The sequence below is a fragment of the Pseudomonas sp. GM41(2012) genome (genome assembly GCF_000282315.2).
Classification (GTDB): domain Bacteria; phylum Pseudomonadota; class Gammaproteobacteria; order Pseudomonadales; family Pseudomonadaceae; genus Aquipseudomonas.
The window spans coordinates 1,624,878-1,639,057 of sequence record NZ_AKJN02000006.1 but is presented as its reverse complement, the minus strand read 5'-3'; the positions used below and the strand labels follow the sequence as shown (position 1 = coordinate 1,639,057).

10 protein-coding genes and 1 pseudogene are annotated in these 14,180 nt (G+C 52.8%); 8 read left to right on the top strand and 3 right to left on the bottom strand.

From position 1 onward, the window contains the following. Nucleotides 1-69 precede the first annotated feature (69 nt). The 3 genes from PMI27_RS18525 to PMI27_RS18535 all read left to right on the top strand — a co-directional run bounded on the left by PMI27_RS18525 (nt 70) and on the right by PMI27_RS18535 (nt 6,067). On the top strand, nt 70-4,620 hold the full coding sequence (locus tag PMI27_RS18525; protein WP_008154655.1) for a PAS domain-containing hybrid sensor histidine kinase/response regulator: 4,551 nt from the start codon (nt 70-72) through the stop codon (nt 4,618-4,620). After that, on the top strand, nt 4,620-5,588 hold the full coding sequence (locus PMI27_RS18530; protein ID WP_008154653.1) for a diguanylate cyclase: 969 nt from the start codon (nt 4,620-4,622) through the stop codon (nt 5,586-5,588). Before PMI27_RS18525 ends, PMI27_RS18530 begins: the two co-directional genes overlap by 1 nt. 134 nt (nt 5,589-5,722) lie before the next feature. Continuing rightward, entirely contained in the window at nt 5,723-6,067 is a 345-nt protein-coding gene (locus tag PMI27_RS18535) for a cupin domain-containing protein (protein WP_008154651.1), read from the top strand. Between the two features lie 266 nt (nt 6,068-6,333). Here PMI27_RS18535 and PMI27_RS18540 read toward each other — a convergent pair whose 3' ends face one another. Then, nucleotides 6,334-7,014, bottom strand: a complete 681-nt coding sequence (locus tag PMI27_RS18540) for an FMN-dependent NADH-azoreductase (RefSeq protein ID WP_008154649.1) — start codon at nt 7,012-7,014, stop codon at nt 6,334-6,336. 107 nt (nt 7,015-7,121) lie between these two features. On the opposite strand from PMI27_RS18540, the gene PMI27_RS18545 reads away from it, so the two are divergent. Both PMI27_RS18545 and PMI27_RS18550 read left to right on the top strand, forming a co-directional pair. Then, a complete protein-coding gene (locus PMI27_RS18545; RefSeq protein ID WP_008154648.1) occupies nt 7,122-7,976 on the top strand; it encodes a LysR substrate-binding domain-containing protein in 855 nt (284 codons plus the stop codon). Nucleotides 7,977-8,120: 144 nt separating this feature from the next. Then, the gene (locus tag PMI27_RS18550) at nt 8,121-8,819 is read left to right on the top strand and encodes an ion channel (RefSeq protein ID WP_008154647.1); all 699 of its coding nucleotides are present in this window, start codon (nt 8,121-8,123) and stop codon (nt 8,817-8,819) included. Nucleotides 8,820-8,864: 45 nt separating this feature from the next. On the opposite strand, the gene PMI27_RS18555 is transcribed toward PMI27_RS18550, so the two are convergent. Beyond that, the gene (locus tag PMI27_RS18555) at nt 8,865-9,296 is read right to left on the bottom strand and encodes a hypothetical protein (RefSeq protein ID WP_008154645.1); all 432 of its coding nucleotides are present in this window, start codon (nt 9,294-9,296) and stop codon (nt 8,865-8,867) included. A 121-nt stretch (nt 9,297-9,417) separates the two neighbouring features. Here PMI27_RS18555 and PMI27_RS32085 point away from each other — a divergent pair. Continuing rightward, nucleotides 9,418-9,558, top strand: a pseudogene (locus PMI27_RS32085) (LysR family transcriptional regulator); the annotation flags it as partial. 623 nt (nt 9,559-10,181) lie between these two features. On the opposite strand, the gene PMI27_RS18560 reads toward PMI27_RS32085, so the two are convergent. After that, a complete protein-coding gene (locus tag PMI27_RS18560) occupies nt 10,182-10,454 on the bottom strand; it encodes a hypothetical protein (protein WP_008154643.1) in 273 nt (90 codons plus the stop codon). A 521-nt stretch (nt 10,455-10,975) separates the two neighbouring features. Between PMI27_RS18560 and PMI27_RS18565 the strand changes: the two genes are divergently transcribed. Further along, nucleotides 10,976-12,361, top strand: a complete 1,386-nt coding sequence (locus tag PMI27_RS18565) for an ATP-binding protein (protein WP_008154641.1) — start codon at nt 10,976-10,978, stop codon at nt 12,359-12,361. A gap of 293 nt (nt 12,362-12,654) precedes the next feature. Beyond that, nucleotides 12,655-13,722, top strand: coding sequence for a hypothetical protein (locus PMI27_RS0229325; RefSeq protein WP_008154638.1), 1,068 nt, complete (start codon nt 12,655-12,657; stop codon nt 13,720-13,722). Nucleotides 13,723-14,180: the final 458 nt, after the last annotated feature.

Here is a 14,180-nt window from a genome sequence, read left to right as displayed (position 1 = left end):
GTTGCAGACGCCCCCAACAGGGGTTCGAACTTTAATATTGAAGGCTTGAAGACCTTCTGTAATGGGACAATGCGGGTGAGAAAACATAGGTTTTTTGCATTGAGCTGGGGAGTAGCCATCACTCTGGCAGCAGGGTTAGGGGCAAGTATTCTGGGCGCCTGGATCCTTGAGCGCGTCAACGAACAGCAGGCTCAAGAGGCGGTCGCGGCGGCTACCGAGGAAGCCGCAGAGTTGGTTTTAACTCGCCTCAATCTTTACCAATACGGATTGCGAGGCGTTCGGGGAGCCGTACTGACAGCGGGTGAGCATGGCATCAGCCGCGAAGTTTTTTATCAATATCACCATCCGAACGATCTCGCTTCCGAGTTCCCCGGTGCACGTGCCTTGGGCTTTATCAGGCGTGTACCGGAGCAGGATGAAAGCGAGTTTCTCAAACGCGCTCGGGCTGACGGCAAAGCTGATTTCTCCATTCGTCAATTCTCACCGCATTCAGGCGAGCGTTACGTTGTCCAGTATGTTGTACCGCTTGAAGGTAACCAGCCTGCAATTGGCTTGGACATAGCTTCGGAAACATCGCGGCGAGAGGCTGCCCAATCCGCGATACACAACGGTGTGGCACGGATCACAGCGCCCATCACTCTGGTACAGGGCATGGCAAAACCGCAGCAGTCTTTCCTGATTTTGATGCCCATCTTTCGCGGCGGTGTGACTCCGGCGACCGCTGCTCATCGAGAAACAGCAGCTTTTGGCTGGACCTATATTGTGTTGCAGACAGAGGAGGTACTCAGAGGCCTGCGCATAGAAAATGAGACGGTGCATCTGCGGTTGAGGGATATCACTGTCCCAGGGCAAGAGAACCTGTTTTATGAAAGCACCGACAACTCGGCCAGCGGTGAAACGCTGATGACCCACCAGTCGGAGCGCGAGGTATACGGGAGGCGATGGCAAATCGAACTCGGCGCGCATCCGTTGTTCATCCAGCGCCTGCATCAGGTTTCACCAAAGGTCGTCCTGTTGATGGGTGGTCTGCTCACTCTTCTTCTGGCGACTCTGGCGGGTGTCGTGAGTGTCAGTCGTCAACGCCGACGGCAGATATTCGCCGAGCAGGCGAGGCTTGCCGCCATCGTAGAAAGCTCGGCCGATGGCATCATTGGAAAAACGCTCAATGGCGTAGTTACCAACTGGAATAAGGGGGCCGAACAACTGTTTGGCTATACGGCCGAGGAGGCAGTGGGCCAGACATTGGCCCACCTGGTTGTTCCTGAGGCGCTTGTCGCTGAGGAAACTCATATCCTTGCGCGCATCAGGGCGGGTGAGCGTATCGCCAGCTTTGATACCCAACGCCATCACAAAGATGGGCGACTGATCGATGTCTCCGCCAACATCTCACCCATTTATGGCGAGGGTGGTCGCGTCGTTGGCGCTTCCAAGACATTAAGGGATATCACGGCGAAAAAAGCTGCAGAGGCCCGAATTCTCGAACTCAACTCCAGCCTGGAGGAGCAGGTTGCGCAACGAACTTCCGAGTTGCGACACCTCAATCTGTTGTTGGGCACTGTGCTGCGCTCGGCCACTGAGGTTTCGATCATTGCGACGGATCTCGATGGCGTTATTCGTGTGTTCAACAAAGGCGCGGAGCATTTGTTGGGTTATGACGCCGAGGAGTTACTGGGTAAAAACACCCCGGCGCTTATCCATGAACCAGAGGAAGTCGCTGCTCGTGGCATTGAACTGAGTGAGGAGTACGCACAGGTAATCGATGGTTTCCGCGTGATTACCCATAAACCTGAGCTTGAAGGCGCAGAAACACGTGAGTGGACTTACATACGTAAGGACGGCTCGCGGTTTCCTGTCACGCTGGTGGTCACCTCCATGCGCGATGACGATGGGAATTTGAGCGGTTACCTGGGCATCGCGGTAGACATCACCGAACGGAAAGCGGCAGAAAAGGAGCTGGCTGCAAGCCTGGAGACGACGCAGAAACAACGTAGTGAACTGATGGCGGTGCACGACCAGTTAGTGATGGCTGCTGAGGTCGCCGAACTGGGCATTTGGTCCTGGACGTTGGCGGACAATAACTTGCAGTGGAATGACCGCATGTTCGAGATCTACGGTCAGCCACTGACGTTGCGCAATACTGGTCTGAGTTATCAACACTGGTACGCGCGTGTTCACCCCGAGGATGCTGTGGCTACGGCTGCAAATCTGAATGCAGCCGTCGAGGGGAATGGTGTGTACGACACAGTTTTCCGTGTCGTTCGCCCGGACGGCCAAATCCGCTTCATACAGGCAGGTGCGCAGGTCGAACGCAGTCCCAACGGTGCGCCCCTGCGCGTGACGGGTATCAATCGGGACATCACCTCCCAGCGCGAGCTGGAATCACATCTACTGTACGCCAAGGAACAGGCCGATACTGCGAGCGCGGCCAAATCGTCGTTCCTGGCCAACATGAGCCACGAAATACGCACGCCGATGAACGCTGTGCTGGGCATGTTGCAGTTGGTGCAGAACACCGATCTGAATGATCGTCAACTCGACTATGTGACCAAAGCGCAGACCGCTGCGAAATCACTGCTGGGTTTGCTGAATGACATCCTTGATTACTCCAAAATCGAGGCCGGCAAGCTACAGCTGGATGTGCACCCGTTCGAACTCGAACCACTCATGCGTGATCTCGCCGTTGTGCTGGCAGGTAATCAGGGCCAGAAAGAGGTCGAGGTCATGTTCGATCTGGACGCCAATCTACCCAACGACCTGATAGGCGATAGCCTGCGGCTGCAACAGGTGCTGATCAACCTGGCGGGTAATGCCCTCAAGTTCACCATGGAAGGCCAGATCGTGGTCAGCGTCGAGCAACTGATGCGCACGGAAAACTCTGTGAGCTTGCGCATCGCCGTTTCTGATACTGGTATCGGTATCAGCCCGGAGCAACTTCAATGCATTTTTGAAGGATTCACTCAGGCCGAGGCTTCAACCACCCGCCGCTTTGGCGGTACCGGTCTGGGTTTGGTGATCTGCAAGCGGTTGGTCAGCTTGATGGGCGGTGAACTTCAGGTGGAGAGCCAGCAGGGTGTGGGAAGTCGCTTCTGGTTCGATATCACCCTGGATGTAGCGCCGAATGCGCGGCTGAGACCTGACAGTCCTGGAGTCGATGTGTCCATACGGATACTGGTAGCCGACGACAACGCCATGGCGGGTGAATTGCTGTTGCGAACGGTTCATGCATTGGGGTGGAAGGCCGACCACGTAAGTGGCGGCACGCAAGCAGTGGAATGGGTGAAGAACGCGCAGGCGAGAGGCGAAGCCTACGACGTGGTACTGATGGACTGGCGGATGTCCGATATGGATGGGCTGAGCGCTGCGCAATTGATCCGCCAGCAGGGCAACGGCGTACCTCCTCCAATGGTCATTATGATTACCGCTTACGGCCGTGAAGTGCTGGCCGACGCAAACGAGATGGGAGACGCACCCTTCGTGGGGTTTCTCACCAAGCCTGTCACTCCCAAGCAGTTAGCCGACGCTGTTCAGCGAGCACTCAACGGCAAAGACCTTGCGCAGTCACTCCCGCCCAGGTCAACTGTTGACAGGCCGCAGCGCCTGGCCGGGCTGCGGCTATTGGTTGTGGAAGACAACATGCTTAATCGGCAGGTCGCAGATGAGTTACTGACAGGGGAAGGTGCTCAGGTGACGCTGGCTGAAGGTGGGCTGGAAGGTGTGAGCAGGGTGATGACCGAAAATGTGTCCTTCGACGCCGTGTTGATGGATATCCAGATGCCGGATATTGATGGCTTGGAGGCGACCCGTCGCATTCGATCGAATCCACGTTTTGCAACGCTGCCGATAGTGGCGATGACCGCAAATGCCTCCAATACCGACCGTGAGGCCTGTCTTGCTGCGGGGATGAATGAGCATGTTGGCAAACCCATAGACCTGGAGCAACTAGTCGTAACGCTACTCTTTCAAGTGGGCCGCGAGGATAGCCAAGCATCTCTAACTGTGGGGCAAGCCAATACAGAAGAAGGCGTCATCGAGCCTCGTGCATCGATCATCAGCCGCTTTGGTGGTGACCTCGATTTGATCCGCAACGTGCTGCGTAACTTTGGTCCCGAGCTAGAAAAACAGCTTGTCCGGTTACACGATCAGATCCAGCGGCAAGACGCATCGGGGGCAGCTTTCGTGCTTCATACAATTAAAGGCAGCAGCGGGACCATGGGTGCCAAGGCGATGTCGCTGCTGGCCGGCGACCTGGAGCAAAAGCTGAAATCCGCAGATGCAGAGTCTGTAGCGAGCATCTTTGCTGACGCAACTTGGTTTGACGAATTGAGCAGGTTACTGCAACAAAGCCTTGAGCAGATGAATGTCGACTTTGGTCAGAGCCCACGAGCAAAGATCAGTACAGGCGAGGAAGCAATGGAGCCGACGCAATGGAAAGAGTCCCTTAAAGAGATTTTGCTGTTGCTGGAGGCGGGCAACCTTCAAGCCATAGAGCTGGCAGACGCATTAGCATCAAAAACGCCGCCATCCCTGCGTCCACAATTCGACGAACTGGTTGTCCTGGTGCAGTCGCTCGACTTTTCCGCTGCGATGCCGATGGGTCGTGACCTTTTGAGATCTGCCTGATGGAACAATCGATGGAAACCTGGTTGCCACATCTCCATAACCGTCCAAGACTCCTCATCGTCGACGACCAACCGACTAATATCCGTGTACTCCATGAGCTGTTCCGCGAGGACTGTGATGTGTTCATGGCCACACGCGGTGAGCAGGCGATCAGCCTATGTCGGACCCTGCTACCTGATCTGATTCTGCTGGACGTGGTCATGGAGGGCATGGACGGGCATGAAGTATGCCGTCGGCTCAAGGCTGATCCCGCGACTCAAGGCATCCCTATCATCTTCATTACCGCACAGCAGCGGGAATCAGATGAGGTGCGAGGTCTGGAGCTAGGCGCGGTGGACTTCATCAGCAAACCAATCAATCCCACGATTGTCAGAGCACGTGTGCGAACACATCTGACCCTGAAACTACAGAACGATCTGCTGCGCTCCATGGCGTTGATGGATGGCCTTACTGGAGTGGCCAATCGACGCAAATTCGATGAGGACCTATTGGCGGATTGGCGCCAGTGCTTTCGAGAGCAAAAGCCGCTGTCGCTCATTTTGGTGGATGTCGACTATTTCAAACGCTACAACGACCGATATGGGCATCTGGCTGGCGATGGATGTCTGAAATCCGTTGCCCAGGCGTTATCTGAAACGGTTAGACGCCCTTATGACCTGGTCGCTCGGTATGGTGGCGAAGAGTTTGCCTGCATTCTGCCCAATACAGATCTTCGCGGAGCAGTCGAACTTGCGGAAAAAATGCAGCGCAATATCCGGTCGCTGGGTATCGAGCATTCTGCTTCTGATGTAGATCGTGTGGTGACAATTTCTCTAGGTGTCGCAACATTGGTGCCCACTGCTGTCCTTGAATTCCAAGCGTTGATAGTGGCTGCGGACAAGCAACTTTACGAGGCAAAGAAAACTGGCAGAGCCAGGGTATGTTCATCCTTTATCGATGAATGTCCGATCGAATCTGGTCGGCTGTGACACCTTGAAAACCCATTTCGGAATCGAATGTGGAAGTTGCTCTCAGATTTGACCCTTTGTCGCCTCCCGCCTGATCACACCTTTTAAGGTCTCTACTTCTAGTTAGGCCTTGTACATACAGAGGGGAGCGTGCGATGAGCAACGAACAGGCGGCACCTGAGACGAAGGGCGTTACGGTGACGTTACTTGCAACGATTGACCTGGGTCCCGAGATCGAGGGTATGGCAGGGCGCCAACTCAGAATGCGCAGGGTGACCATCGAACCCGGAGGCGTCTTCGGGCCGATTCACAACCATATCGACAGACCCGGCACCGTCTACATTCTGCAAGGAACGATCACCGACCATCGAAATGGAGTCGCCACGGATTATGGGCCGGGAGTGGGCTGGCCCGAGGACAGGAACACCACTCACTGGCTTGAGAACAGAGGCACGATTGCGGCGGTGGAGATCTCGGTCGATATTGTCCGGCAAGCGTAAGCTCAGGACCAAAAGGGGCAATGCCAGTCAGTTAAGGCGCAATGCTATTTGTAGCAGCTGGCGAAGCCTGCGTTCGGCTGCGCAGCAGTCGTGAAATCAGACAATTCGGTGTTTCAGGAAGACCGCAAACTCAGGTTTCACGACTGCTGCGCAGCCGAACGCAGGCTTCGCCAGCTGCTACGGATCGCGTTTTGGCTTAACTGATCGGCATTAACCAAAAGGGGACGTATTGTTTTGTGGTCGTGTCCTGGTCCGTGGTCCGCAGCCTATCGTGCGGAATCGATGTGCAACCGGGGGGCCTGAAGCGTCAGCGACACACTGTCCGCCAGGCGCCTGGCCTGCTGAGTCGCGTCCTCACGCGCGCGCCGATCAACGTCTTCCCCCAGGATGGTTTTCTCCACAATCACCGAATGCACATCCGTGACGCCGATAAATTTCAGCCAGGCTTCCACGTAGGGCTTCTGGAAGTCGAAGCGCTCCGCCGGGGTGCTCGACTGCGCCGAAAAATCCAGGCCGCGGGCGTACATCACCACGGCGAGTTTGTTGTGCAGCATGCCTTCCAGACCGCGTTCCGGATCAACGCTGAACAGGATGTCTTTCTGCGATACCAGGTCGATGAAGTGCTTGAGTTTGTACGGGATGCTGAAATTCCACAGCGGTACGGACATCACGAGCACATCCGCGCGGTGCAGGTGACTGGCCAACTCCTTTAACGTGTTCCAGGCGTCTTGTTGTGCGGGGGTCAACGGCGTGCCACTGAGCCCGGCGTATTTGGCCTCCATGGCCAGATCATCGAATTCCGGCAGCGCCATGTTCCAGAGGTCGAGGGTGATGATTTCGGTGTCCGGAGTGTTCGCCTGATAACGCGCAATGAAACTGCGGGCGACTTCAAGGGAAGCCGAACGCTGTTTGCGTGGAGAACACTGAATATGCAGAAGAGTCGTCATGGCACACCTTGAATGATGGGGAGGGCAGGGCAGGTGTGAGCATTGCAACATAGTTGAATTTGAAATATAAATCGTAAATTCACACTCGATTGATCACGTATAAAACTATGTTCGATGCTCTGCTGCTCAAGACATTTGTCACTGTCGTCGATGAAGACGGCTTCAGCCGTGCCGCCGAAAAGCTGCACCTGACTCAGTCGGCGGTCAGTGGCCACGTGCGGCGATTGGAAGAACAGATTGGTAAACCCCTGTTGACGCGCACCACCCGTTCCCAGCAACTGACGGCCGATGGGGAGCGTCTGGTCTCTTATGCGCGCACGATCCTCGCGCTGAACCGTGATGCCTGGACCGACCTGACACGCACGCCGTTTCACGGGCGGCTGCGGATCGGCGTGTCCGAAGATTTTGTCGAGTCTCGATTGCTGCGCACTGTTCAGGATTTCGCAGCGCAGTACCCCGGGATGAAGATCGAAGTGCAGGTGAACATTCCGGTTACGTTACTGGCGCTGATGAAGCAAGGGCATCTGGAGGTGGTCATCGGTTCGCTGTGCGAAACCAGCGAAGCGGGGCTGTTGTTATGGCAAGAACCGCTGGTGTGGGCCTGGTCGGCGCAACCCGTCGCCCGGTTACCCACGCCGTTGCCGCTGGCCCTGTTCCCCGAGCCGTGCCCTTATCGCGAGGCCGCGCTGACAAGGCTGGCGCAGGCGGGAATCGCCCAACGCACGGCGATGTTGTGCAGCAGCACTGCCGGGTTGCGGGCGGCGGCCCTGGCAGGCTTCGCAGTAGCGCCCATGCCACTCAGTCAGTTGGGGCAAGGGTTGGCGGTTGTTGGGGTAGAACAAGGGTTGCCGGATTTGCCGGATGCGCAATGTCGGCTGTTCGCCTCGCCGGAAGCGGATCAGGCGATTGTGGCGGCGGTTACTCAGTTCATTGTGGAGTACTGCTCTAAGCGGAGGGCTTGATTGTCATTTCAAGGGCCTGCTTGAACGTCTCCTCTCACCTGCATTCGCGACTAGAATTTCACTGCCGACTCCTATAACGCCAGGTCAGACTTCAACCGTGCAACGTTAGGTCTCGAGCGTTATTTCAATCTCTGGGAAACCGGTATGGCCAATCCGCAAGATAAAGCCGAATCTGAAGAGGATTTAGCTCAGATGGTAATAGGGCGAGGGCCCTGCACCTATCTATTGCTGCTCTTACTCGGATTGATCCTCCTGTTTCCCTTTCTTGAGGAAGGTCTATTTTCTCGTACGTTGCTCGGCATTCTGTTTTCAGCCGTGCTGCTCGTGGGCGCTTTCGCCACCAGGCAGACTCGGTGGGGGTTCATCCTGAAACTGGGTCTGGCGTTGCTTGGGGTTGGCCTTCAATGGACGGCATTGTGGGCTGAGAGCATCGCGATTCTTGAACTTGCCGGGATGTCCTATGCGGCGTCTCTTGCAGTCTCGTTTAGCGGAGTGCTTCGCTATATTCTCATGCGCGGGCCAATTACAGCCGACAAGCTGCATGGCGCGCTTGCGGGTTACATCATGCTGGCCTTTGTCTGGTCCTTCGTCTTTGCCTTGCTCGAGATATCCAGCGCTGGCTCATTCGGCCCTGACCACCTCGACTTCGGACAGCCCGGCACTTTCTTCAAACTGATCTATTTTAGCCTCACGACGCTCACCACCACCGGTTACGGTGATGTTATCCCGTTGACCAACCACGCCCGCTCCCTTGTGATGGTCGAAGAATTTTCAGGCGTCTTTTACGTGGGTGTTGTGATCGCGCGGCTTGCCGGTCTTTATCCATCGAATCAGACCAAGTGACTCTTGATTTGCCTGAGCCATCTGCGGGCATTCGTCTGTCAGGGCTCAACGTCCATACTCAACGTAGGGGTCTAAATTGAAACCCTGCGTATCCCAGTTGATTCGATAAATCACTTCTTTCCTTGGCCTGATGTTGGCCGCAACAGTTTTGATCGCGACACCCGCACATAATCCAGACTCGGCGAGCCCGGCACCGAGATTCACTTTCCCGGCAGGCAAAACGAAAGATGCCTTTTGACCGGGACCTATCTTGGCTGCGCGCTGACCATCAATGTAGAACACGACATCACATCCCGCACCGTCAAACCCGTCATCACGGAAAATGGTCAGGCGTCCCGCATCTTGCGTACCCTGGCTTTTGATCGCGTACATCTCACTGGCCGGCACTGGCCGCGCTTCAGAAACCCGCATAGGTGATGTCGCGCACCCGCACAAGGCCAGCAAGAGCGCCCCCGTTGCGATAATCCCTCGCATCATTTTTCCCTCCTGAAAAAGGGCGAATGCATCAGAGCGACATACTGCTTTGCTTCATCACGCCATTCGCCAAAAACGCTTTAAATAGAGCTGTCACCTTTTATCCTAGTCACCTTTTATCTCGGCGGTTATTGGGGGAGAGCAAGGGTTGCCGGATTTGCCGGATGCGCAATGTCGGCTGTTCACCTCGCCTGACGCGGATCAGGTGATTGGGGCAGCGGTTACTCAGCTTATTTTGGAGTATTGCTCGAAGCGGAGGGCCTGATTGTCATTTCAAGGGCCTGCTTGAACGTCTTGGGTTCGCGGTCTTGGTCTTCCTGAGGGAAGGTCAGCCGTCGGTTGGATGCGGGTGAACCACTTTGATCATGGACACAAAAAAACGGGCGCCTTGATGGCGCCCGTTCTCATTTAATCCATCGCCCTGACCATGGCCGACACCGCACATAGCGGTTTTTACCGTATGAAAGTCTTCACATTTTATTTCACATGCTGACTTGATGAAGAGGCGCTAATTTACTGGCCTCCAGAGGTTTTGTAGGCGCTTAAATCAAAATCATCTTCACATTTTTTTTCACATATTTTTGTGAAGTGGCTTTGGTCAATGGGATCACGAATGGATCCGTCAGCCGCGTTTACGCACAGACCGCAACTGCGAAAAAAAACGGGCGCCCATTGAAGCTAATGCCGATCAGTCAAGGAACAACACAATCCGTAGCAGCTGGCGAAGCCTGCGTTCGGCTGCGGAGCAGTCGTGAAACCTGAGTTTGCGGTCTTCCTGAAACACCGCATCGTCTGATTTCACGACTGCTTCGTCCGAACGCGCCCCGAACCGAACGCAGGCTTCGCCAGTTGCTACAAATAGCATTGCGGCTAGGCGCCCGTTTCTACTTACTCCTTCACCTCCGCCCGTAAGCGTCGACCGATCACGTCCATTAAGTCGCAGCCGTCACGTAACGGAATGGCCAGCAGTTTGGAGAAGTCCGACAGCACCACCGTGTCGCAACCGAGTTCGCCGCGGTAGGCGATGTTCTCCAGCACCTGCGTGACCGTGCGGATGCGGTAGTCGGCCATGGCTTGCAGAACGTCGAGTGGGGCTTGGGTGTCGATGAGCAGGGAGGCCGGGATCAGGTCGATTCCGGTGAGGGGCATGTATCTTTCCATAGGTGAAACTCCGATCAAGGCAAAGGTTGACTGTCCCTCAATCGTCGCCAAACGAATGGGTGACAGCTGTACGCAGGTTGGCGAACCGGGATCGGAATACCGGCAGACCCGAAGGTCTCCCGCGCACAGCTGCCATAAAGACAACTTTGCGGGCATGCGAAAGCGACTGCAGGAAAGCACAGCACTTTTGCATCCGATCGATCAGGTCGCCAAACCTGAATCACCATTTTGGGCGACGGGGCGGACTATAAGCTTCATCGGAACGGCGGGCAAGGTTAGGGATTCCGAGGTTTGTGTAGGAACTTTTATAGTGGTCCTAGGACCGTTACGCCCCTTCCATGAGCGACTGCTATCGGCAAAAAGCAGTCAAGAGTGTCTACGAAATCTTTCCCAATTCATCTCGACTGTATACGCCCTGCCTTTGAATCCGTTCATTGTCAGCCCAGATACCAGAAGAACGGAGCATTCGCAGTGGCCATATGGCATCATATCAAGTCAACCTTAGCTAGAAGGAATCTAGGATGTTGCGTGAAATTGATGACGAAGAAGCGAACTTCTATTGCACGGAAGACGAGGGTGACTTTTTCGATCGTAAGGCGTTTGAAATCAGACCAGCAAATCTTGAGAAAATTGTGGTCGCATTCGCAAACTCGGACGGTGGTGAGGTTTTAGTCGGAATAAAAGACGAAAAACATGAGCCGGACCCTTTGAAGCGTTGGGTCGGGGCCGATTCAAGAGAAGCTTACAATCAGCATTTGGACGCACTTATTCGCTTAAATCCAACCGTTGATTTTAAGCACGTTTTTTTGAAGCGTAAGTCAATGAGTCGAAATTATGTTCTTAAAATCTCTGTAGGTAAAGGATTGGAAGTGCATGAGGCATCCGATAAGTCCGTCTATGTAAGGAAAGGTGCCCAATCATTGGTTGTAAGGGGGGCGGCAAAGCTGATGGAACTAGCTTATGCCAAAGGCAAGATATCAGCAGAAGATAACGACGTTGAAAATGCTAGGATTGACGATATAGAAAAAAGTCCTGCACTAACTAGTTATATCGCGCAACTACCAATAACCGATAAGGACCCACTGAGTTTTTTGCTTCAGGAAAACCTGTTTAATCCAGAAACATGGATCCCTAAAACCTCCTCGGTACTGCTTTTCTCCGAGAATCCCTCAGCGCTGATGAGATCTCAGTGTGCGATTAGAATTGTCAGGTATGACACTCAAAAGGATGATATCGACCGAGATGCTTTAACCTCCGATATCTTTAGTATTGAGGCCCCCTTGCACCTTCAGGTCTCCGAGGCCTTAAAGAAAATTAAGGAAATGCTAGATAAATGCAATGCATGGTCATTAAATGGATACCAACCTATAAGTTTTCCAGATGAGGCGCTTTGGGAAATTCTAGTAAACTCGGTAATTCACAGAGATTATTCTATTTCCGATAACGTGTTAGTCAGTATTTTCAACAATAGAGTTGAAATAAAAAGTCCTGGCCGGCTACCAGGCCTGGTGACGGTTAATAATATTTTAGATAATCGAGCCTCTAGAAATCCAAAGTTAGTCAGGTTGCTTTCTAAATACAGGTCCACGCCAAATAAAGACCTTGGCGAAGGTATGAATACAGCATTTCAGCGGATGCGGGACTTCGGCTTTGTGGAGCCCGTTGTCCAGCAGGTTGACAACTACGTAATTGTAACGCTGTATCATAGGCCCAATAAGCCGGCTGAAAATTTAGTCTTAACATTTATTGAGAATCACGGATCGATTAACAACGCACAGCTTCGCGACTTGGCCGGCGTGTTGTCTCCAGAGCAGGCCACTGCTATTTTTGGTGGAATGAAAGATAGAAACTTGATCCGTAGGTTAGATGAGTCAACTGGCGCCAAGGTCAAGTGGGTTAAAGCATAGATCACCATGCTTTGACTCACCCATACTTTTGTAAAAACATGCGGCTGGCCGCTTGCGGCAAAAGCTGCCTTGGTAACCGAAAATGATCTGCCCCTTTTGCTCCTCACGTCTAAAGTGGCATTGGTGAGCTAGCGCTTGGGGTTATAAACTACCGCTAGTGAGCAGCTGCATCCGACGGTCGATGGCGTGAATTAGCAAACTGAGATCAATGCAGATGCTGAAGCAATATACGTATATTACGACAGAAACGTTAGTTATCTTAATTGACCAAGCAACGCCAAGGCCATAACCAAATGAGCAAGCATACTTTACACTTTATAAAACCTTGCAGAAAAACAGATAGCTCTCCGAGACTCACTCCAAATATAGTAGCGGAAAATAAGCGCAGGGGAGTTGAAACGACATTGCTTCTTGATTTAAACATCCTAATAAGAATGGAAGATGTTATTCTGCGAAAACATAGCCCTAATGATTTTGATTTGACTAGGCTCATAAACTTCATCAATCTTTGTCCGCCTGAAAGTTTGTGTCTGACGCCGGGGTTTGCACTAAGTGAAGTTCACCCGAAATTTAAGAAGCTTAGCTTTGAGATATATGAGGTTTTTTTATCTGTTTTCTGTCCCGGAATGATCGATCATCCAACCGCAACGAGAAATACACTGAACGAAGAAGAGCGAACACGGGCGTATGAGTTTTCGGAGTTTAGCATAGAAGAACAGTACCTTTATAGCGTTTCACTCTTCTCACTCATGCAGATTCACATTATAAACGCCAAACATCCCAATCTATCTGGTGTCGAAAAATTTGAACTTTACTTAGCTCGTGTATGTGGCGATATAGACATGCTTAGCGCCGTGGAAGCCGAAATAGCTAAATATTGTTTCTGTGATAAAAAAACCACGTATTCCAAAGTTCTCAATGACAAAATTGAGAATATTAAAGAAAACTTTATGAGTGGAAGTTCAAAACCAAAACAGCGCTTCATAAATATTTTTAATGGAGTACAAGATCTAAAGTATATAAGAGGCGCTCTAGAATTCTCTCAAGAGTGTTTTTATGGGAAGCCCCAAGACACATGGATAGCCACACTCGACTCAAAGTTATACTGGCTGAGTGAGTCCGTTCACCATTATCCTGTAGCCGGCGAGAGGGATGGTAAATATTTTAGTATCGTTCGATCTCCAGATCAGGATACATGCCATTATTGGATGTCAGTTGACCGACTACAAGAGCATCTTCAAGAAAAGAGGCGGTTAAACGGTAAAGGCGTTGCACCACTGGGTAAAGACGGCATGCCTCGCATACATAAAACGCTTACAACAACAGGGTTTGAAGAATTCTTTGCGGCATTCAAAAATTAATAACTATTTGAAACAACGTACAGGGACGAGGCGCTTACTCTAACGCGCCCCTTACACCTCTTATTCGGCTGCTCAGCGTCGAAAATCGGAACAGGTTTATTTTTGACGTACCTCTAGCAGCCACTTTTAATTGATTTCTGCCTTTGGTCAACGGCGCCGTATCTTGCACAAGAGTGGCGCACTATCCTGCGCAAGGGGCTCGGCATCGCCGAACAGCGCCCGGCGCATCTCTGCATTCATGCCATTTCTCAGAGGAGGGTGATATGTGTAACCAGTCCGATTCTCTCGGCATAACCGGTGTCTATAGTAGCGAGTCTCTAGGTCAGACCTTTGAATGACAGTCTTTGGACGTGATCCAAAAATGTGCTTGGCGTCCGGCCAGCACCGCCTGAGTGTGTTGTACCCGGGTCGTCTTCCAAGTGAGCCAGTTGAGACTAGACGTGCGTGCTGCGCACGAG